We start from the raw sequence: 20,875 nt of genomic DNA, 5'->3' as shown, positions 1-20,875 counted from the left end.
TATTCAATTCATATCATTGATAAACAAAAAAGATCGCATTCATGCGATCTTTTTCTTTTATAACGAATACTTAAGCTATCCATGCTTATTTATTCTTTTTGCTGATTTTTTTATATTCTTCATATGCCTCCTCAGCAAATTTGCGTAATGAAGCTCCGATCGCAGCGTATTGGAACTCATTTAAATTGGCAAGCGAGGCACGTGCAGACGGGTGTTGAACACCAAAACCTGAACCCGGAAGCAGTACTACACCTGTTTCATCAGCAACTCGGAAAAGTAATTCTGTTGGATTCTTATTTTTCATCACCCAATCAGCAAACGCATCACCATATAGTTTTCTTGAGGTATTTTCTAAATTGACCAAGGTATAGTAATCAACAGCGTTTGGATCTTGTGGAACTTCAACGCCAAGCTGTCTATAAAGGGCAGCATCACGTTCTCTTACCACAGATTTCACTGCTTTTTTATAACTTTGACGAGAGTCCATCATATTGAATAATGCAAACAGGACCATTTGTACTTGTTGAGGTGTGGATAAACCAGCTGTATGATTCAATGCGACGTTTCGACTATCTGCGACCAGACGGTCAATAAACTTAATACTAGATGGATCTGTGGTGAGGGATGAGTAACGTTCTTCGAGTTCTTTCTTGTCTTTTTTAGAAAGTGCCGCAATTTTTTTATCTAAAATATTATGATTACTCAAGGCAATGACACCCAAACGCCAACCTGTCGCGCCAAAATATTTAGAGAAAGAATAAACCAGAATGGTATTGTCAGGACAAATCGCAAACAAAGATTTAAAATTATCAGCAAATGTTCCATAAACGTCATCAGTTAAGATAATCAGATCAGGGCGTTTTTTGACAATATCAGCCAAAATCGCTAAGCCTTCATCACTCATTTTAACCGAAGGTGGGTTACTTGGATTGACCAAGAAAAAGGCTTTGATTGATGGATCTTCTAATTTTCTTAACTCTGATTCAGGGTATTGCCAACCTAGATTTGGATCAGCCTCGATCAACACCTCTTCAAGTTGATAATCGTTAAGTTTGGGAATTTCAAGATAAGGGGTAAAGATAGGAGAACCTATGGCAATACGATCACCATGTGAAATAATCTTATTTTCTTTTAATGAGTTAAAGATATAAGCCATTGCAGCCGTCCCACCTTCAACTGCAAATAAATCGAGTTCCTCTTTAGGCATACCTTGTACGCCCATTTCACGTAAAACGTATTCTTTGATAATTTTTTCACTGACTTTGAGCATTCGATCAGGAACTGGATAATTACAGCCGAGAATACCTTCGACCATTTCAAGTAAAAAAGCATCTGGATCTAGTCCTAATTGATCACGCACATAAGAAATCGCTTTCCCAAGAAAAACAACACCAGGTTTGTCGCGATTTTCTAAAACGAAATGGTCAAAGCGTGATTGCAATCCTTCTGCACGGGGAAATCCACCAAGCCCTTCTGGCATATAGGAAAAAGAAAATTCTGATTCAGTGGCTGAAAATAGACCCAATTGGAAAAAGGCACGACGTGGAATGGTTGCGAGAAAATTGGGATTGCCTCGTCCAGCATTGAGCATCATACGGTCAGTATGGCTTTGCGCCAAAGCAATCAATTCATCTTTAAGTTCAAATGGGCTGAGTTTTGCGTATTTTGAATAATCAACGTTCCCCATGGGAAGTCTCCTTCATTATATTGATATCAATGTGTTTGGGATTTATAAATTTATTTATGCTAAACCAACAATCAGTGGGCCGAGCAGGGTCAAAAATACATTTGCGAGTGCATAGGTAATTGCAAATGGAACAGTTGGAATCGAATTTCCAGCTTTGTCTAGTACGCCACCAAAAGCAGGATTGGCACTTCGTGAGCCTGTTAATGCTCCTGCCATTACGGCGACATTGTCATAACGAAGGACATAACGGGCAAAGAGCATGGAAAGAATAAGTGGGACTAGGGTAACCACAACCCCAATCATAAAGAGCGATAAGCCACTTTCTTTAATGGTTTGAATAGCCTGTAGCCCTGATTGCAGTCCAACAGCAGCAACAAAACCAGCAAGACCGAGATCTTTAAGTAGTTGTGAAGCGGCTAAGGGCATGTTGCCATGCACTTGATTTCGGCTACGAAGCCAACCGAAGAGTAGACCTGAAAGCAGAGCACCACCACCTGCGCCAAGCGTTAAAGGTACATCCCCAATTCGGATAACAAATAAACCAATGACCAAACCAACGACTAAGCCAGCACCGTGAAAAATCCAATCTGTTTTTAAACTCTCAGGTAAGGCTTTTCCTGCTTCTTTGACTAAACGATCAAGATCACTTTTTGTTCCATAGACAGTCACGACATCACCTTGGTGAAGTACAGTATCATCACTCAACCTTTGAGCTTCACTGTTACGTTTAATCGCAAGGACATAAATGCCATGTTTTAAATAATCTGGCGTATTGGTCTTAATATCACCAAGTGTGCGGTTGGCATATTTTGAATTTCTCAAAATAACATCGGTCGTATCCATGATCATTTCCATGCCTTGTGAGGACTGTAATTCAGATCCGATAGACGCAGAGATGGAAACAATACTTGCTCGTCGACCCACTACGAGCACAACATCATCTTTTTGTAAGCTGATGTCAGGGCTAACATCAATAAACTGATCTTTACGTTTCAATCGTTCAATGGTCACACTTGGGGCAATGGTTTCAAGTTCTGCAATAGTTTGTCCCGCGGCTTGTTTGACTTTGTAGATTCGTCCAACAATTTCAGGCATTGCCAGTTCTTGACCTGGTGCAAGTTCAAAAGCACCTTTTAACTGTTCTGCTTGTGCCTTCAACGCATCATCATGTATTTCTCGACCCATGAATTTTGGTAGAAGATTTACACAGACAATAATGGCACCCAATGAGCCAAAAATATAAGTTACAGCATATCCAATCGCAACATTGGCTTGGAGCTTTTGGATTTCTGCAAGTGGTAAATCTAAACGAGAAATTGCATCTCCTGCTGTACCGATGATTGCGGATTGAGTCATTCCACCTGCTGCAAGCCCAGCGGCTAAACCTTTATCCAGATTAAAGATTTTTGCCATTGCTAAAACAGTGATCAGACCACATACTGCCATAAAGATCGCTAACAGAATTTCTTTAATCGATTGTGGACCGAGTGATTTAAAAAACTGTGGACCACTTTCAAAGCCAACTGCATAAATAAATAGAGCAAAAAGAATGGCTTTTACGCCATTGTCTATGGGAACACCAATCAAGCTCAGAATTACTGCGACAAGCAATGATCCTGCAACCCCCCCAAATTGAAACTTACCGAATTGAAATTGACCGATCCAAAAACCTATTGCTAAAGATAAGAATAATAGGATTTCTGGACTATGTTTTAACTCGCCTTGTAGCCATTCAATCATTTTACGGCCCACCTTTATTATTTAATCTATATTTGATAATGAAATAAGATATTTAAATTTTTGCCTTCAATGAAAATACTATTTAGTTAAAGCGCTGTAAATTTTTAGGTTTATATTTAAATTATTTCATCATCATTTTTTGTTGAATTTAAATATACAGCGAATATAAAATTATTCTTAAGGGATTGCATTCTTATGATTGATTACAGTTTTAATTGTCTAATAATTTATTATTTAGAGGCTATCTTTAATAAGTAAATTTAAATAATTAAATTAAATTAAAAAAATTATTATAATAATTTAATAGTTTTTTGTTGCTTTTAAAGCAGTTTTATTATCTTTTTATTTTTGTTAAGTATATGAAAATTTAGGTAATTTATTTATGTTTTATTTTTTGTCTTAATGCTGTTGCTAATGTGTATCCGTAGGTAAATTATAGCCAATATATGAATATTTCAATTTTTTTTATTTAGTAGTAATGCGTATGACTTATTTTAATCGTGGAATTATAAATTGTAGTCATTATATGAATAATTTGTGATTTTAATAAGGTAAAAATAATAATTTGTGATTTTATTTTTGTTTTTGTGGAATCGTATATTTTAAAAAGTGAATGGTAAGAGGTTTAAATTATGATAAGCATACTGATCTGAATAAAATGATGGATATATCGTTTTAATTAATAATCTTGGGGTGAAGTGAATTCACAATAGTCTGATTTATTTAATAAAAATTAATTAATTTTGAATTATAGAGATAAGCAACTTAAGCAATGACAGAGTGGTAGTAGAGGTCTAAATACCACCCTATATTGAATAAAAATGACAGCCATATACTATGAGGAAAAACTAGCTTTTAGGATGTGCTTTTGGATTGCCATTGTGGGTAAATCGACAGAATATAGCGCTGAAACTGTTGTGTTACTTTAGGATTATTTGAGCGTTTTAAATAGTCAAAAACGGCATTTAAATAAACTTCACTCGGTTGTAATTCAAAGCCTAAATTTTGACTGAGTTGAGTGTAATGCTGTTTGACCAGATCTGGATTTTCAGGAATTGATTTAATATTGATCTGCATACCTTCAAAAATATAACGCAAACCGTCAAGGTTACCTTTCAATGGTACAGTGCCGTGATCTTCACCTTCATATTGGATATATTTATAGTTCAAATGTGCAAAGGGTTGTTGAGTTAAATATTGATTGAATTTTTGAATACCATTGTAATGGCTGTCCAAACTGGCGGTATTTTCACTGCTGCCGACTTGTGTTAAGAATAGTTTTTTATGTTGAAAATCTTTGTGCTTTACTTCCTTAAAACGCTTGAGCATGATTTCATCATCCCACCAAATACTGGGATCATGCACAATATAAGCTTGAATATTTTTGTGACCGTTGAGCATATGATTCAGTGCAGTGATTCCTCCAAAAGAATGACCAATCAATACATTTAAGCCATTAGTACGATATTTTTTTTCTACGTCAGGCATAAGCTCTGTTTCTAAAAAATTAAAGAAAGCAAGATTTCCACCAGTTTTACCTTCGATCAGCCGTCCTTCTTTAATTTGAGGCTTTTGCGGTGTAGGTGTTAAGTCACGTGCTCGATCTGTATTGACTATGCCGATAACCACCATTTCAGGTATTGAGGGATAAGGAGACTTAGATAATTTTTCAATAATCCCTGTCACATAATGGAAGTTACTTTCACTGTCTAAAAGGTATACAACAGGGTATTTTTGATTGGGATATTGATTATAGCTGGCTGGTAGATAGACCTGAATTGCTCTTTTTTCATTTAATACAGTGGACACGAAGTTGTGTGTTTCTCCAATTTTGATGCTGCTATCCGCAAAACTTGGTATTGAGATTTGCATAGACAATACGCCCAAAGCCAAGTAGAGAAAAGTTTTCTTGATCATAGAAAGATCCATTCTATATTTGTGATGTCATCACACCAATTTAAAAAGTAAACACTTGCTCAATCAGCAGCAGGTATTATATGTAAATCAATACTTAGAGTATTGACCATGATGGGACTGGACCCATGCATGGTGCTTTAATGACGTTTTAAATCAAATTCATTTTTAAAATTTATATTGAATTGATGCGGTATAACGTCGTGGATCGCCATAAGTATTTGCCCACGTATTTAGACGGTATTTTTCATCAGTTAAATTACTGACATTTAGTCCAAGATTAAGATCTTTGTTGATTGCATAACGAGCCATTACATCAACTAAGCCAAAGGATTTTTGACGAAAAGCTTCATAATTTAGACCTGTTTTACTTTTATCATAAAATTCATTTTGCCAATTTACACCTGCACCAACGGTTAATTTATTTTCCATCACGGGTAAGTTGTAGGTGGTGAATAATTTAAATTGTTGTGTAGGGCGATCGGTATTGATACGTTGACCATTTTTATCTTTCGTTTCAGCTTGGGTATAGCCTGCTTGAATATTCCATTCAGGTAAAATTTGCCCTGAAATTTCAAGTTCAAAACCTTGCGTTTTTGCACCTTTGACGCCGTGATAATAAGTTGATCCCGCTGTTGTCCATCCATTGATGACAGCTTGATCTGTATCACTATATTTTCCAGCAGATTCAGCAACATTATCCATTTTTGCTTGAAAATAAGCGGCACTCATATTTAATCGGTCATCATAAAAACTTGCTTTAAACCCACCTTCATAATTGTCACCTTGCTGTGGGGCTAACATATTGTATGCATAATCACGGTTGGTTTGCGGTAAGAAAATATTGGTATAACTCGCATAAGCAGTAAGATATGAGGAGATATCAAAAGTAATCCCTGCATAAGGTGTAAATTGATTGGATTCTTTGATTTTAGAATCTGAAACTGTATTTCTAACTGTATTTGTAGAATGGGTTTTTAAATCATAATTGGACAAACGCCCACCCACAATAATATGTAAGGAATCAATCGGATTAAGTCGAGTTGCAAGATAGTAGCCACTTTGCTGATAGTCTTTATTACTTACACCAGTCGCAATGCGAGCTTCTGGCGGGAGAGCAATTTGCCCATTCCATGTGTTTAAGTTAATCGTATCTTTACTACTATATCCTGCATAAGCATTGTTATTACTCTTTAGATTTTGATAACTTGCACCAAGCATTAATTCATGTTCACGTCCCAAAAGAGAGTAGTCGCCAGTGACTGAAAGATCTAAGCTATGTTCTTCTGGGCTGAAATCATTTTGTGATGCTGCAAGTGATGCAGTCATTTTGGTGTAGTCGACTTGGGCAACACCAATGACACCATATAAAGCATTAATGTCTTGTTTGGTATAATTATAATTGGCTTGAATTTTCCAACGATTGTTGAATTCATGTTTTAACTCAGTAAATAAATTGAGTGTATCCACATTGCTATAAGCCCAACGTGCATTGGGGTTAAATTCACGATTGAACGGCATCAATGTGCCATCATCACCAAATACAGTAATCCCGTGTACACCTTGTCCATTGAGACGAGAGCGACTGAGTAGAGAACCAACACTGAACTGCGTTTTTTCGCTGAGATCTGCATCAACTACTGCATAAAGTGTGGCATCACGTTGATCTCCCCAATCACGCCATGAATTGCTTTGACCATAAGCAGCGACGACTCGTCCACGGACCTCTCCTGACGATGTTAAGGCACTTTGCGCATCAAACGTTGAGCGAATCGCTTGATCTGATCCTACATTGAGTTGAATCTGACCTGTTGGTGTAGTACTGGTTGCATGTTTACGATTGAGATTAATACTGGCACTTGGATAACCTGCACCATTGGTGAGTCCAGCAGCACCTTTGAGTACGGTAATATTTTCATAAATAATGGGATTTAAATTGCTGAGAGATGAACCATTTTTGCCACTGGTTGCAGGAGAGGTCATTACACCATCTACCTGATAGTTCAAGATTTGATTTCCCCGCGCATAATAGAAAGTGTATTCTCCACCATTCCCAACTGCACCTTGTGCACCATAGCGTTGTACATAAATGCCAGGTGTTTGTGATAAAACTTCTTCAACGGTATTTAAATTTTGATCTTCGATATGTTGGCTGGTCATCACCGTTACGGATTGTGGCGTTTCTTTTAAGGTCAGATCAAGCTTCGTTGCTGCTCGAGATTTTCTTTCAGTATATCCCGTGTTTTTTTCTGTATCAGCTTTTACTTCGATTGTTGGCAATTGTGTTGAGAAGTCTTCTGCGATTGCGGTACAACTGATCAAGGTGAGAGAGCTGAAAAGAACATGACGTACAGATAAGCTTAGTGTTGAAAGTTTCATTGGAATAAATTTTTTATAAAGATGTTAGTGATAATTATTATCATTTAAAATAAGGGTAAAAATCAACAAAGATTTATGCTCTTTTTAAATTTTTAATTTATTTAATTGAGGTAAGTCATTGAGCCTCAATATTTTTCAAATAAGATCGAACAGTTAATAGTGCTTATTATTAATATATTCTTCCATTAAATGGAGAATTGCTTAATCGGGCGAAGCTTGGTGAATATGAAGCAATCTCATTCAATTGAGCAGGGATAATGATACAGATTAGGCTAAAATATAAGCATGATTTTAAATCATACATCTTAATTCATAAGCTGTATTTCTCAGTAAAGGCAAAATTTGCTGAAGCAGTTGTTCATCCGTAACCCGATGAGTTTCTGCAATACAGTTTAGCGCTGCGACCGCATCACCTTGACCATTTAAAACAGGAACGGCAATCGCAATAACACCGAATTCATGCTCTTCTTTTGATAAACAATAATCTTGTTTTTGTACTTGATTCAATATTTGATAAAACTGAGTTTCATCTTGGATGGTATAAGCAGTAAGTCTTTTTAAACCATATTTGTTCAGCCATTGTTTTTGCTCTTCTGGACGCAGTGCTGCCAGTAAAACCTTACCTGTTGAAGTTGCATGAGCAGGTAAGCGATTACCCAAATGCATGCCGTACGGACTTACGCGTAGATTATCTTGTTGGGGTAAATAACTTCGTGCAATTGGCACAACTTCGTGTTCATCTAAAACCACCAATGAAAAAGTCAAACCTGTTTGTGCACTCAATAAATTTAAAATTGGTTGTACAACTTTAGGCAGATGAGCAGAACTCAGATAAGAGCTCGATAAGCGTAATACTTTGTGTGTTAACCAGAAATAATGATCATCACTTTCTAAATAACCTAAATATTTTAAAGTTCTTAAATATCTTCGAGCTGCTGTGCGGCTTAATCCAGTACGTTCAGCAACTTGAGTCGAATTGAGTTTTTGACGATCAATACCAAAAGCTTCAAGTAAACTCAGTCCTTTGGCAAGTCCAGCGATGTAGTCGTCTTGCTTAATGGTTTCACCTGAAATTTTATTTTCGATTAAATCGTATCTCATCGTTCATCCTTACTCGATTCTATTTGACCGATATACGGTCATTGTTACCACTATACGGTGATTATCCAGTTTTCACCATATCAAAAGTACAGCAAAGAAATTAATTTAAGTGTCAGGATATGGAGAAAATATTATGGAAAATTTAACCACACAAGTTGCGATTATTGGCTCAGGACCAGCAGGGTTATTGCTTGGACAACTGTTGTTTAAAGCAGGTATCTCCCATGTGATTATTGAACAACGTAGTGCTGAATATGTAGCTGCACGCATTCGAGCAGGCATACTTGAACAGGTCTCTGTAGATTTATTAGCCCAAGCGGGTGTGGACAAGAACTTAAAAAAGCTTGGACTGCCACATGATGGTATTGAAATTTTAACCAATGGCTTAAAGCATCGTGTCGATTTAGCTAAATTAACTCAGGGGAAGCAAGTTACGGTTTACGGACAAACGGAAGTCACAAAAGATTTAATGCATGCTCGTGAAGCGGCAGGTTTACCTACTTACTATGAAGCTGAGCATGTACAAATTCATGATTTTGAGCAAAACCCGTATGTTAGCTTTCAGCATAATGGTCAATCGTACCAGCTTAGATGTGATTTTATTGCAGGATGTGATGGCTATCATGGGGTTTGTCGTGCAAGTGTGCCTCAAGATAAAATCAAAACTTTTGAAAAGATTTACCCATTCGGTTGGTTAGGTGTACTTGCAGATGTACCCCCTGTATCAAATGAGTTGATCTATGTGCAGTCAGAACGGGGCTTTGCTTTATGTAGTATGCGCTCTCAAACACGGAGTCGATATTATTTGCAAGTCCCTGTGACAGATCATGTTGATGAATGGTCGGATGAAAGATTTTGGAATGAATTAAAAAATCGTTTGGATGAAGAAAGCCGTGAAAAAATAGTAACAGGGGCTTCCCTTGAAAAAAGTATTGCACCTTTACGTAGTTTTGTGACAGAGCCAATGCGATTTGGAAAATTATTTTTGGCAGGTGATGCCGCGCATATAGTACCTCCTACAGGTGCAAAAGGTTTAAATTTAGCAGCCTCTGATATTGCTTATTTATCACATGCTTTGATTGATTTTTATCACAATGACTCGGAGAAAGGCATTGAAGAATATTCTGAAAAATGCTTGAAGCGAGTATGGAAAGCGGAACGTTTTTCATGGTGGATGACGCATTTACTGCATCGTTTTGAAACAGAAAGCGAGTTTGATCATAAAATTAAACAGGCTGAATTGAGTTATATTTTAGATTCAAATGCTGGATTAACCACATTGGCAGAAAACTATGTCGGTTTACCTTATGAAATTAAAAGTTTTAATGCTGCGAAATCTATGGATTAATGCTAATTGATTTGCACTGTAGTATTAAACGTGTTGATCTATTAAGCCGTCATAATTTCTGTGTAATTTAAGCGCGTTTGTTTGCTTCACAAAAAAATAATCTTATATTTTGCAAATGAATTTATGTTCGACCTCAAATCGAATGTGAGATCTTAAAGAATGTGAACGTTAAGTGTGTCATCTCGCCACGTTTAACCATGGGGAAAAACACGGCTGTTAAAATTAATTTATAATTTTGAATCAACGATCCTCGTGGTAGGATCGTTAGGATCATTCTGCAAGCAACTTAATTGCTATTTTGCTCAATCCAATGCACCAAGTCATAAATTTTTTCAGCGACTTCAATGCCTTTATTTTCAGATAATGAGTATTCAACATGCGGTGGAATGACAGGAAATTCTTTACGCACAACAAAACCATCATTTTCTAAATCACGTAAAGTTTGGGTCAGCATTTTTTCGCTGATACCATCAATTCTACGTCTCAATTCACTGAAACGATGCGTGCCTCTTCTCAAACAAAACATCACCAGTACGCCCCAACGATTAGTTAAATGCATTAGTTGCATTCGAGACGGGCAATTTTTTGATAAAACATTTGCAGCTAAACAGGACGTGTCAGTTTTCATAGATTTTCCAAGATCAAGTCACTTACTTTTTTGTAAGTACTTACAAAAAGTAATTGTCTTCTTTACTATAACAAATATCAGCTGAAATGTGTTTTGCATATTTCGAAAGTCTATCTATTTCTAAGAGGAAGTTTATGGCGTCTCCGATTCTGCACTGGATTATTGATCCGATTTGTGGCTGGAGTTATGGTGCATTGCCTTTGATAAATGCAATTGAGGAAGGTTTTCCAAATCTTCAACGCTTACATCTTGGTGGTTTATATAGTGAAGATCATCAACCACAAATGACGGCTGCAATGCGTGCACAAATTATTCATTATGATGAGCAAATCCATCAACTCACTGGCGTAAACTTTGGTGACGATTATAAAAATGGCTTGCTCAAAGACAGCACCTTGAAGATGAACTCAATTCCTGCAACACATGCATTGTTAAGTATCAAGCAGGCGCTGGGTCATGATTCGATGATGGTGTTATTAAATTTAATACAACAAGCTTACTATCTGAAAGGCTTAAATGTCACACAATATAGTGTGCTTGCTCAGCTCGTTGCTGAACTGGGTATTAGCCCTGAACAGTGGTCAAAATACTTAGAAGCTGTGGATCAAAATCAGCTAGATCAACACATAGATCAAACACGTCAACTGTTATCACGTGTACGAGGACAAGGTTTTCCTACAGTGGTTTTTGAAAACCAACATGCGGAGATTGGTCAGCTTCCTATTCATGGTTTTTATAATAAACCACAGGATTTGGTACGTTTTGTAGAGCAACAATTACTTAAAACTTCATTTAATTCTAAAGAGAGATAAGGCAATGAAATTATTTTTAAAATCTATTCTAGTCAGTTCAGTTGCTTTGAGCGCCTCAGCATTTGCGACAGAACTTACCTATAAAGTGTATAACCCTCAAACTCAGGGTATTTTTCCTGTGACTTCGACTCTAATCTCGGGGGAGAAGGATGCAATATTAGTTGATGCACAATTTAGCACGCATGATGCTAAAAACTTGGTCAAGTTGATTCAAGACAGTGGTAAAAATCTTCAATATATTGTGATTACCGCAGGTGATCCAGATTATTACTTTGGTTTAGAACCTTTGGTTCAAGCTTTTCCAAATGCTAAAGTGATCGCTACGCCAGAAGTGGTTAAGCATATTGAAGCCACAAAAGTTGGTAAATTCGCCTATTGGGGACCGATTTTAAAAGATGCTGCACCCACTCAAGTGATTGTTCCGAATGCCACTGAAGCAAAATCAATTGAATTAGAAGGTGAAAAAATTGAAATTAAATCACCTGGCAAATATGCATCTTATCTTTGGGTACCACATAACCGTACCATTCTTGGTGGGGTAGGGGTATCTTCTGGAATTCATTTGTGGACAGCAGATACACAAAGTGAAAAACAACGAGATGCTTGGAAGAAAACACTGAAACAAATGAAGCGTTTAAGCCCAAGTGCTGTTATTCCTGGGCATTATATCGGTGATATTCCAAAGGCAACACAAGTCATTGATTTCACTTACCAATATCTTGTGGATGTCGATAAAGTTTTAAAGGATCATAAAGATTCTGCATCAGTTATCGCTGCATTAAAGGAAAAATATCCAAATTTAGCTGAAGAAAGTTCTTTGGAGTTGAGTTCTAAAGTGCTCACAGGCGAAATGGAATGGAAATAATTTAATCCTTGTTTTGATCATGTAAAAATGATCTATGATTGATACGATATGCGCTTGAAACTTAATCTATTTATTTAGGTTAAGTTTCTGGTTTTGTAGCTACTTATTATGATCAAAAAGAATAAAAGAAAAAAATGCTGCGAGTCTAAATTATTCAATTAAATATTAAAAATCAAATATAACTACAGAATTACATTTTTAATTGAATCATGTTTGTCATATTTCATCAGATGAATCAGATACCTATTTTCACTGAATGATATCTGATTTAAATGTACTGCATATTTGTGTTTTAAATTTGTATGTCTAGGGGTTTTCCCTCATTCAAAACGTGTTTTACTCAAGAATATACTCTAGTTCCTAAGCCTAACCACAAAAAGATTTTTTGGAGCGTAACATGACTGAATTAAGTAAACTGCCAACCCCAGATTTAGCTGAAGATAATGCTTTTTTCCCATCCCCATACTCTTTAAGTCAATATACATCTTCAAAAACTGATTACGATGGGACAACTTATCCGACACCGTATACAGGCAATAAAAAAATACTGATGATTGCAACGGATGAGCGTTATATCTTGATGCAAAATGGAAAGTTTTTTTCAACAGGGAATCATCCTGTAGAAATGCTTCTTCCTGTATTTCATTTTGATGCTGCTGGTTTTGAAGTGGAGGTGGCTACACTTTCGGGTAATCCTGTCAAACTTGAAATGTGGGCAATGCCAAATGAGGATAAAGCTGTTTTAGATACTTATCACAAGTATGCTGAAAAACTTAAAAATCCATTGCAGCTTGACGATATTCTTACTGAGGCGATCAGTGAAAATTCGCCTTATGCTGGTATATTTATCCCGGGTGGGCATGGTGTTTTAGCAAAAATTCCAGAAAGTAAAGCGGTAAAACAATTACTAGCGTGGGCGGTAAAACATGATAAGTATGTAATTACCTTATGTCATGGTCCGGCATCATTACTTGCTGCCGCTGTAGATGAAAAGCCTGAAAACTATATTTTTAAAGATTATGAGATTTGTGTTTTTCCAGATTCTTTAGATCAAGGTGCAAATATTGAAATTGGTTATATGCCGGGTGCTTTACCGTGGTTGGTGGGTGAAAACCTAGAAAAATTGGGGGTAAAAATTCTCAATAAAGGTATCACGGGGCAAGTACATAAAGACCGTAAACTACTGACTGGGGATAGTCCTTTAGCTTCAAATAATTTGGGTAAATTAGCGGCTGAAACTTTACTGGCTGATCCTGAATTGGTTTAAACTTTGAGGAAAGTAGTCTCTGCAGAGACTACTTTCGATGCTAAAAATTTAATTGAAAAGTTTATAATAAATACAAATTTAATGCTGATTTTTAACCAAGAGATTAAAATTGACAAATAAAGCGCTACGATTTGCACCACATCAATTGGCTGATCTATTGTTTCAGACAGTGTATCAATTGAATCAGGCGCATTACCTGCAACAGGTTTTTCAGATTCTGGTGAGTTTTGCAGCAACATTAAATTTTGATCGTATTATTGTTTGTAGTGTTTTCCCTCACAATCAAAGTGAATGGGTGGATGAAATTTTCTTTGTTTCAGGACCTTGGTCGAATGTTGAAAATATTGATGAGCGTGAAATCTATTTACGTCGTTGCCCCATCACTCGTCATATTTTTGAATATGATGAACCCTTTTTTTGGACAAAGACTTTAAATAAAAAAACCGGAAAAGAAAGCTATCGAGTTATTAAAAATACGTTGTATCAAGATGAGCTCAGCGGAATACAAGTCCCTATTTTTGGTCGAACTGGTTTAGAAGGTGCTTTTTCCTTTGCTGGAAACCTCTCTGATGTCAGTGATGATTTTAAATTAATGGTTCAAATGATATGTCAGTTTGCATTCCGAAAAATTTTATCCTATCGACCTGATACTTCGGTACAGCAGCGTAAATTGACCCAACGAGAAAAAGAAGTGCTGAAATGGGCTGCAATCGGACATAAACAGATTGAAATCGCGGAAATCTTAAAAATTTCAGAGCGAACAGTAGAAAATCATTTAAGAAATGTTCGTAAGCGTTTGGGGGTAAAGTCCACAACACAAGCGATAGCTTCAGCAATGGTCAGCAAAGAAATTGAAATATAGAGACGTCGCTGAGGGGGATTGATTAAATCAAGCGTGGGTCATTCAACTCTGATAAAGCTGAATTCCGATTGATACTTTTACTGAAAAAAATTAGCGTATGTCTTTTAGACTTCTCACTAGATCGTGATCGTGCTGTGATGAATTGGGAGGCGACAAAAGTCGCCATCCCAAGCCATTTGTAAAGCCACAACAGTGAACGCTTATTTAACACCAGTTTTTTGCATACCTGAATCATTCACTATTCAATTATTCACTAGTAAATCATGAATGATTTTAAGGTATCTATTTGACTGATTAAATCATACGAATTGAATCGTTTGTTAATTCAGTACTGACTCAAATTCCATTATTCCACAGTTTCAAATTGTTTAAGTGCTTTAAAACGACCAGACTCAGCATCTTGGTTATGCCGACGTGCGAGCAGGCTGTATATGGTTGGCAAAACAAATAGGGTGAAGAATGTTCCAATCAGCATGCCACATACAATCACCAGCCCTAAGCCAAAACGGCTATGTGCGCCAGCACCAGTGGCGAACAGTAGAGGGATCAGACCAAACACCATTGCCGCAGTGGTCATGAGAATCGGACGTAAACGAATTTGAGCTGCTTTTAGAATGGCTTCTCGCCGATTTAAACCTTCATGAACTTGCAGTTCATTGGCAAATTCAACCATCAAAATACCATGTTTACTGATCAAACCAATCAGTGTGACTAAACCAATTTGGGTATAGATATTGACAGTTGCAAGCCCAAACGCCAAAGGAATCAGCGCACCACAAATCGAAAGAGGTACAGTGATCAGAATAATAAAAGGATCCATCAGGCTTTCATATTGAGCAGCCAGCACCAGATAAATGACGATCAATGCCGCTAAAAATGCAAACATTAAACTGTTGCCTTCTTGCATATACTGACGTGCATCTGCTTGCCAGTCATAACTAAAACCTGTTGGCAATTCCACAGCGACCTGTTCAAGAAAAGCCAAAGCTTGACCTAAAGATACACCCGGAGCAGGAATTGCCTGAAAAGTTGCTGAGTTTTGCTGATTAAACTGAGTGAGTTTATTCGGTTCGACCTGTTCACTCAAATGTACTACAGTCGAAAGTGGGATCAGTGAGCCTTGATCTGTACGGACAAATTGTTGGGTTAATGCTTGTGATGTCAAGCGCTGCTGACCAATACTTTGTGGTATTACATCATAAGCACGTCCTTGCATACTGAAACGATTGACATAATTTTCACCGACTAATGTTGCCAGTGCTTCGCCAATATCTTGCATACGTATCCCTAAGCTATTGGCTTTGGATTGATCAACCTCTATCCGTGTCATGGGATTATTAAAATCTAGATCACTATCGACCACCACGAAAAGCCCACTGTCACGCGCTTTCTGTTTGATGTTCTGCATGGTTTGGTAAAGCGTAGAATAGTCTTGCGAAGTCCTTAATACCATCTGTACCGGTAAGCCTCCAGTAGAGCCGGGTAGCGATGGGTTTTGAAACACGAATATACTGGTACCTTCAACACTGCCGACCTGACTTTGTAGACCTTGTTGAATTTCATCAGCAGAGCGAGTGCGTTCATTCCACGAGGAAAGTGTGGTTCCACCAAAACTAGAAGCGGGTCCATCAGTCCCATTAATAATCCATGTCGTACTGGTTTCAGGAAAGCGCCAAAAGATTTTATCCAGTTCAAGATTAAAATGTTCAGCATACTTTAGGTTGGCATGTTGTGGCGCTTTAATGGCTGTCAGTACACTAGCTTGATCTTCAAGAGGCGCCAATTCTTTTTGTGGCAATTGATAGAGTAAGGGGAGACTGGCAAAAACACCGATGGCAAAAAGTACAGTGATCCAACGGTGATGCAATGAAAAATCCAATATTTTTCGATAGGTTTGCGTTAACTGTTCAAAAAACCATTCAGCTGCCTTTGCCATTTTTCCTTCTTGCTGTTTAGATTGAAGCAGAAATGAACTCATGACTGGGGATAAGGTGAGGGCGATGATGCCTGAAACTAAAACAGCGCCAGCCAGTGTAAATGCAAACTCTTTAAATAAAGAACCTGTGAGCCCTCCCATTAAACCAATAGGCGCATAGACTGCTGCAAGGGTCATGGTCATTGCAATCACTGGACCTACAACTTCTCGAGCACCAATCATCGCAGCCGCTATTGGAGATAAGCCTTCTTCGATATGACGATGGACATTTTCCACCACCACAATTGCATCATCCACCACCAGCCCAATCGCAAGGACCATCGCCAAAAGAGTCAACAAGTTAATGCTAAAGCCACAAAGCAACATCAGTCCCAATGCACCAAACATGGACAAAGGTATAGTAATCACTGGAATCAATACACTACGCAAAGAGCCTAAACATAAATAGATCACTGCAATGACAATCAACAGTGCCTCGATAAAAGTGTGTAAAACTTCATCAATCGATGCATCGATAAAGCGTGCTGTTTCGTAGGCCAAATTGACTTTGACACCCGGAGGCAAGGTCTTTTGAATTTCAGGTAGTTTGTCTTTAATGCCTTGAACAATGACCAATGGATTTCCTGTTGGCGTGGCTTGTAATCCGATAAATATCGCAGGCTTTCCATCCATAGATGCACTGGTTTCTGTCGATGCTGCACCTAACTCAACTGTAGCGACATCTTGAAGTCGAATTAAATTCTGTCCGTTATTTTGAATCACCAGATTTTTAAAATCTTGAATACTGATGAGGTTGGTGGAGACATTGACATTGGAAATCACCAACTCACCTTTAACCTGTCCTGGCGCAGCTTGATAATTATTTTGGCGAATGGCGTTGGCAACATCAGCAGCCGTAACCCCTCGACTTGCTAGACGATCTGCATCCAACCAAATTCGCATGGCTAAACGTTGACTGCCATAAGATTGTACTTTGGCAACACCCTCAATGGTGGAGAGCATTGGCTCGACAACTCTGGACAAATAATCACTTAACTCTGGCAATGACAATTGTTCTGTGGAAAATCCAATATAAGCAACATCCGTTGATTCACCTGAGGAACGTTCAATCACAGGATCAAAAGCCTGTTGTGGCAGTTTATAGCGAACCTGATTCACTTTAGCCATAATCTCGGTTAATGCCTGAGTCGAGTCTCGGTTCAATTGCATTCTAAGCGTAATGACACTGCGCCCTTGGACAGTAGATGAGCTCAAATAATCAATCCCTTCAACTGAAGAGACGGCTTGTGCAATCGGTTGAGTAACAAAACCTTGTAGTAGTTCAGCAGATGCGCCGGGGTATTCGGTACTGATACTAATGGTTGAGCTTTCAAGTTGTGGATATTGACGGATCGGCAGTTTATTTAAGGCAAATAAGCCTGCCAATAAAATTAAGGTACTTACCACCAACGCAAGTACAGGGCGTTTAACAAAAAGATCGGTAAACTTCATGGCATGACCCTCTTAAACTTCAGGTTTTACTGAAGATGTGAGGTGTTCGAGCGTATTCAGCGTAGGCTCAATTTGCATACCATCACTTAATTTTAACTGCCCAGAAACTACAACTTGATCACCTGCTTTTAACCCAGATTTGATTTCAACACGTCCTTGTTGGCGTTCACCCACCTCGACAGTAACGCGTTGTACGGTAATTTTTTGAGCGTCATGTTTGGCAACAAAAACAGTATTGCCATAAGCGGTATAGGTGATTGCGGTTTCAGGGATAACCAAACTTGAGCGTTGAGCTTCTTGAATGCTTAATTTAGCGTACATTCCGGGTCTGAGTTGGCGATCTTGATTATTCACAATCGCTTGTCCTGAAATGGTTCGAGACTTACTCACGATGGGCTCGATAGCATTAACAATCGCGGTGTAGGTTTTTTCAGGATATGCATCAATTTTTAGCTGTACAGATTGTCCCAATTTGAGTTTTGATGCCAGTTGTTCATCCAGTGTGAAATTTGCCAGCATTTGTTGTGAATCGACCAGATTGGCAATGCCTGTTCCAGCTTCTAAAAATTGACCTTGATGTATTTGGCGGATGCCCATCACACCGGCAAATGGTGCTCGAATGGATTTTTGTTTAATTGTGGCTTGAAGTTGTTGTATTTCAGCACGTGTCATATCTCGATCAGCCAAGGCACTATCCATTTCCGCACGTGAAATCGCATGGCTATCGATGAGCAGTTGGCTGCGTTTATAGGTCATTTCTGCCTGTTTCAGTTTGGCTTGTAAACGACCTAATTCGCTTTGTTCAACATTACTTTTGAGTTGTACCAATAACTGTCCTTGCTGTACATACTGTCCTGATTGGAAATAAATTTTCTCAATCATTCCTCTACTTTCAGAAGAGACTTGAACTTGTCGAATTGCTTCCAATTCACCAATACTGGAAAGTGTTTGTGGCACCGTTTGTTCAGTGACGGTACTCAGGGCAACTTTAACAAGTGGATATTGGGAGGAGGGTGATTCAGTTGCTTTACTAGAGCTGATATAAAAATAACTGCCGCAGCCGATTAACAGTACAATCATGCTCATTGTGAAAATCAGTGTTTTACTTTTCATGCAATGACTCCATGACTACGGAGTTGCTGGCGAAAATGGCTGGCAATGGTAATACTCCAAAGCCCACCGATCACAGCAATATGTTCAATCGCAAAGTAAAACGCAATTGTGGCTTGTAGCCCTGACATTGTCCAAAAAGTATGTACGATAAAAATGGTCAGGAGCAAAAAGATAGAAAGCAACAACGAACCTAGCCACATGTGCCGTTCAAATAAAATGCAGTAAGCACCAACCAGTAAAATCAGTGCGGAAGCATAATTGAAAAACCATACAGGTGTTAAACCTGCTGCCTGCATTTCCATATATCCAGCTTCAACATCTATCACTTTACCCAGCCCCGAACTTAAAAATAAAAAGGCGAGGCTACATTTGACAATGACCCACAGCCACTGGCTTTCTAAACTTAATTTAACCAAATAAGGCATAAGAATATTTCCAGAAGAAATTAGACTGAATGATTAAAATTCTTAAAAAAGAATAGCTTGTTGGTGTTGTTTACCACCGTGTCAAGCAGTCTAAAACCTCAAGTTATATTGAGGTCAACGGTTTTTTCAGTATAAAATTGAGCTGCTCTAGGTTGCTTAAGAATAGTTCGATCTCGATGTTTTGAGCTAAATTTGTAGACTAAAGCTGTGGTCTTAAACACCAAAAACTTCTTGAAAGCTTGAGGATGATTGTGAGTAGATCAATTGACAAATCAAGCGACTTAACCTATAAAACCTCAAGTAATGTTGAGGAATATTGCAATGGAAAAAGACATAAAAATTGATTTTGATCGAATGATGACGGTGGGTGAAGTTGCCAAACGCAGTGGTGTGGCTGTGTCAACCTTACATTTTTATGAATCTAAGGGTTTAATCAAAAGCATTCGAACCAATGGTAATCAACGTCGTTTTCCAGCAATTGTTTTACGTTATATCGGAATTATTAAAGTTGCACAGAAAGTGGGAATTTCTTTGGAGGAGATAAAAACGGCATTGAGTGTTTATCCAATTGGCAGCAAATTAAGTGCGGAGCAATGGTCTGAACTGTCGTCACGTTGGCGTAAAGATTTAGATGAACGAATTCAAAAACTGACACGCTTAAGAGATGAGATGGATTGGTGTATTGGTTGTGGTTGTTTGTCGTTAAAACAATGTCCTCTGCGAAATCCAGAAGATGTACTGGGGCAAGAGGGTTCTGGTCCACGTATTTTAGAGCGTGTTGAACCATAATATTCTATTTGAATTTAAAGAAAGATTTTTCACGTATTATTAAAGGGGGAAATTTGCCTTTTCTATGATTTTGTAAATGATAATCATTATTTATTATGGTATTGTTTTAGACATCGGTTAAAAAAGCTGGTACTTCAACACAGCTAATTTAGATAACGAATTGATAAAATAGAGCCAAAGGTAATAGATTATGAAAACTCAAAACGTTGAATTACTAGAAAAAGAAGATCATATGAGTGGGATGCAACATCACGAAATGACGATTACCTCACTCACTCAACCCTTTGATTCAATCATACGACTACGTGGGAAAATTGAAACGGATCAAATTGAATTGTGGAGTACTGCCAATTTAGCGGTACGGATTGATGTAGAGCAAAGTGTAAATTCGCGACCAATTTCACGTATTTATACCATACGCTCAGAGATGGATCCGTAAATTTGAACAACTCCTATAAGTGATATTCTGCTCCTCAAATGATGTTATAAACATCAATATATGGAGTATTTTATGGCAC

The 20,875-nt window shown here is 37.8% G+C and carries 16 protein-coding genes; 7 read left to right on the top strand and 9 right to left on the bottom strand.

All coding sequences use genetic code 11. The features are described 5' to 3' along the window. Positions 1-85: 85 nt before the first annotated feature. From F938_RS15820 to F938_RS15800, 5 genes are all read right to left on the bottom strand, one after another. Positions 86-1,687, bottom strand: a complete 1,602-nt coding sequence (locus F938_RS15820; RefSeq protein WP_005033338.1) for a bifunctional aspartate transaminase/aspartate 4-decarboxylase — start codon at positions 1,685-1,687, stop codon at positions 86-88. A gap of 54 nt (positions 1,688-1,741) precedes the next feature. After that, positions 1,742-3,427 carry an aspartate-alanine antiporter gene (gene aspT, locus F938_RS15815; RefSeq protein WP_005033337.1) on the bottom strand — a complete coding sequence of 562 codons (1,686 nt, stop codon included), beginning with the start codon at positions 3,425-3,427 and terminating at the stop codon, positions 1,742-1,744. Between the two features lie 855 nt (positions 3,428-4,282). After that, positions 4,283-5,344: an alpha/beta hydrolase gene (locus F938_RS15810; protein ID WP_005033336.1), complete on the bottom strand. Its 1,062-nt coding sequence runs from the start codon at positions 5,342-5,344 to the stop codon at positions 4,283-4,285. Positions 5,345-5,509: 165 nt separating this feature from the next. Next, on the bottom strand, positions 5,510-7,720 hold the full coding sequence (locus F938_RS15805; RefSeq protein ID WP_005033334.1) for a TonB-dependent siderophore receptor: 2,211 nt from the start codon (positions 7,718-7,720) through the stop codon (positions 5,510-5,512). Positions 7,721-8,011: 291 nt separating this feature from the next. Next, a complete protein-coding gene (locus tag F938_RS15800) occupies positions 8,012-8,821 on the bottom strand; it encodes an IclR family transcriptional regulator domain-containing protein (protein WP_005033333.1) in 810 nt (269 codons plus the stop codon). 133 nt (positions 8,822-8,954) lie between these two features. On the opposite strand from F938_RS15800, the gene pobA reads away from it, so the two are divergent. Continuing rightward, positions 8,955-10,169 (top strand): 4-hydroxybenzoate 3-monooxygenase, encoded by a 1,215-nt coding sequence (gene pobA / locus F938_RS15795; RefSeq protein WP_005033332.1) that lies wholly within the window; start codon positions 8,955-8,957, stop codon positions 10,167-10,169. A gap of 286 nt (positions 10,170-10,455) precedes the next feature. Here pobA and F938_RS15790 read toward each other — a convergent pair whose 3' ends face one another. Then, positions 10,456-10,797: a winged helix-turn-helix transcriptional regulator gene (locus F938_RS15790; protein WP_005033331.1), complete on the bottom strand. Its 342-nt coding sequence runs from the start codon at positions 10,795-10,797 to the stop codon at positions 10,456-10,458. Between the two features lie 134 nt (positions 10,798-10,931). Here F938_RS15790 and F938_RS15785 point away from each other — a divergent pair, with 134 nt between their 5' ends. The 4 genes from F938_RS15785 (at position 10,932) to F938_RS15770 (ending at position 14,603) form a co-directional block, all read left to right on the top strand. After that, entirely contained in the window at positions 10,932-11,609 is a 678-nt protein-coding gene (locus F938_RS15785; protein WP_005033328.1) for a DsbA family protein, read from the top strand. Positions 11,610-11,613: 4 nt separating this feature from the next. Further along, entirely contained in the window at positions 11,614-12,474 is an 861-nt protein-coding gene (locus F938_RS15780) for a Vmh family MBL fold metallo-hydrolase (protein ID WP_005033326.1), read from the top strand. A gap of 397 nt (positions 12,475-12,871) precedes the next feature. Continuing rightward, positions 12,872-13,741 (top strand): glyoxalase III HchA, encoded by an 870-nt coding sequence (gene hchA / locus F938_RS15775; RefSeq protein ID WP_005033323.1) that lies wholly within the window; start codon positions 12,872-12,874, stop codon positions 13,739-13,741. A gap of 109 nt (positions 13,742-13,850) precedes the next feature. Then, on the top strand, positions 13,851-14,603 hold the full coding sequence (locus F938_RS15770; RefSeq protein ID WP_005033321.1) for a PA1136 family autoinducer-binding transcriptional regulator: 753 nt from the start codon (positions 13,851-13,853) through the stop codon (positions 14,601-14,603). 346 nt (positions 14,604-14,949) lie between these two features. Here the strand turns inward: F938_RS15770 and F938_RS15765 are convergent, their stop codons facing one another. From F938_RS15765 to F938_RS15755, 3 genes are read right to left on the bottom strand one after another with little or no spacing between them, the layout of a single operon-like run. Continuing rightward, positions 14,950-18,030 (bottom strand): MexW/MexI family multidrug efflux RND transporter permease subunit, encoded by a 3,081-nt coding sequence (locus tag F938_RS15765; RefSeq protein ID WP_005033318.1) that lies wholly within the window; start codon positions 18,028-18,030, stop codon positions 14,950-14,952. Positions 18,031-18,042: 12 nt separating this feature from the next. Further along, a complete protein-coding gene (locus F938_RS15760) occupies positions 18,043-19,143 on the bottom strand; it encodes an efflux RND transporter periplasmic adaptor subunit (RefSeq protein WP_005033316.1) in 1,101 nt (366 codons plus the stop codon). After that, the gene (locus tag F938_RS15755; RefSeq protein ID WP_005033315.1) at positions 19,140-19,568 is read right to left on the bottom strand and encodes a DoxX family protein; all 429 of its coding nucleotides are present in this window, start codon (positions 19,566-19,568) and stop codon (positions 19,140-19,142) included. Before F938_RS15755 ends, F938_RS15760 begins: the two co-directional genes overlap by 4 nt. A 321-nt stretch (positions 19,569-19,889) precedes the next feature. On the opposite strand from F938_RS15755, the gene soxR reads away from it, so the two are divergent. Beyond that, positions 19,890-20,357, top strand: coding sequence for a redox-sensitive transcriptional activator SoxR (gene soxR / locus F938_RS15750; protein WP_005033313.1), 468 nt, complete (start codon positions 19,890-19,892; stop codon positions 20,355-20,357). A gap of 190 nt (positions 20,358-20,547) precedes the next feature. Then, complete coding sequence (locus F938_RS15745; protein ID WP_005033311.1) at positions 20,548-20,796, top strand: hypothetical protein; 249 nt, start codon at positions 20,548-20,550, stop codon at positions 20,794-20,796. Positions 20,797-20,875 lie beyond the last annotated feature (79 nt).

Origin of the sequence: Acinetobacter bereziniae LMG 1003 = CIP 70.12 (genome assembly GCF_000368925.1) — a bacterium.
GTDB lineage: Bacteria > Pseudomonadota > Gammaproteobacteria > Pseudomonadales > Moraxellaceae > Acinetobacter > Acinetobacter bereziniae.
This window is presented reverse-complemented; position numbering and strand designations above follow the sequence as displayed.

Coding starts and splice junctions, on each gene's coding strand:
- F938_RS15745 (WP_005033311.1), top strand. CDS start 20,548: ATGAAAACTCAAAACGTTGAATTACTAGAAAAAGAAGATCATATGAGT.
- F938_RS15805 (WP_005033334.1), bottom strand. CDS start 7,720: ATGAAACTTTCAACACTAAGCTTATCTGTACGTCATGTTCTTTTCAGC.
- soxR (WP_005033313.1), top strand. CDS start 19,890: ATGGAAAAAGACATAAAAATTGATTTTGATCGAATGATGACGGTGGGT.
- F938_RS15765 (WP_005033318.1), bottom strand. CDS start 18,030: ATGAAGTTTACCGATCTTTTTGTTAAACGCCCTGTACTTGCGTTGGTG.
- F938_RS15800 (WP_005033333.1), bottom strand. CDS start 8,821: ATGAGATACGATTTAATCGAAAATAAAATTTCAGGTGAAACCATTAAG.
- aspT (WP_005033337.1), bottom strand. CDS start 3,427: ATGATTGAATGGCTACAAGGCGAGTTAAAACATAGTCCAGAAATCCTA.
- F938_RS15810 (WP_005033336.1), bottom strand. CDS start 5,344: ATGATCAAGAAAACTTTTCTCTACTTGGCTTTGGGCGTATTGTCTATG.
- F938_RS15820 (WP_005033338.1), bottom strand. CDS start 1,687: ATGGGGAACGTTGATTATTCAAAATACGCAAAACTCAGCCCATTTGAA.
- pobA (WP_005033332.1), top strand. CDS start 8,955: ATGGAAAATTTAACCACACAAGTTGCGATTATTGGCTCAGGACCAGCA.
- F938_RS15790 (WP_005033331.1), bottom strand. CDS start 10,797: ATGAAAACTGACACGTCCTGTTTAGCTGCAAATGTTTTATCAAAAAAT.
- hchA (WP_005033323.1), top strand. CDS start 12,872: ATGACTGAATTAAGTAAACTGCCAACCCCAGATTTAGCTGAAGATAAT.
- F938_RS15785 (WP_005033328.1), top strand. CDS start 10,932: ATGGCGTCTCCGATTCTGCACTGGATTATTGATCCGATTTGTGGCTGG.
- F938_RS15755 (WP_005033315.1), bottom strand. CDS start 19,568: ATGCCTTATTTGGTTAAATTAAGTTTAGAAAGCCAGTGGCTGTGGGTC.
- F938_RS15760 (WP_005033316.1), bottom strand. CDS start 19,143: ATGAAAAGTAAAACACTGATTTTCACAATGAGCATGATTGTACTGTTA.
- F938_RS15780 (WP_005033326.1), top strand. CDS start 11,614: ATGAAATTATTTTTAAAATCTATTCTAGTCAGTTCAGTTGCTTTGAGC.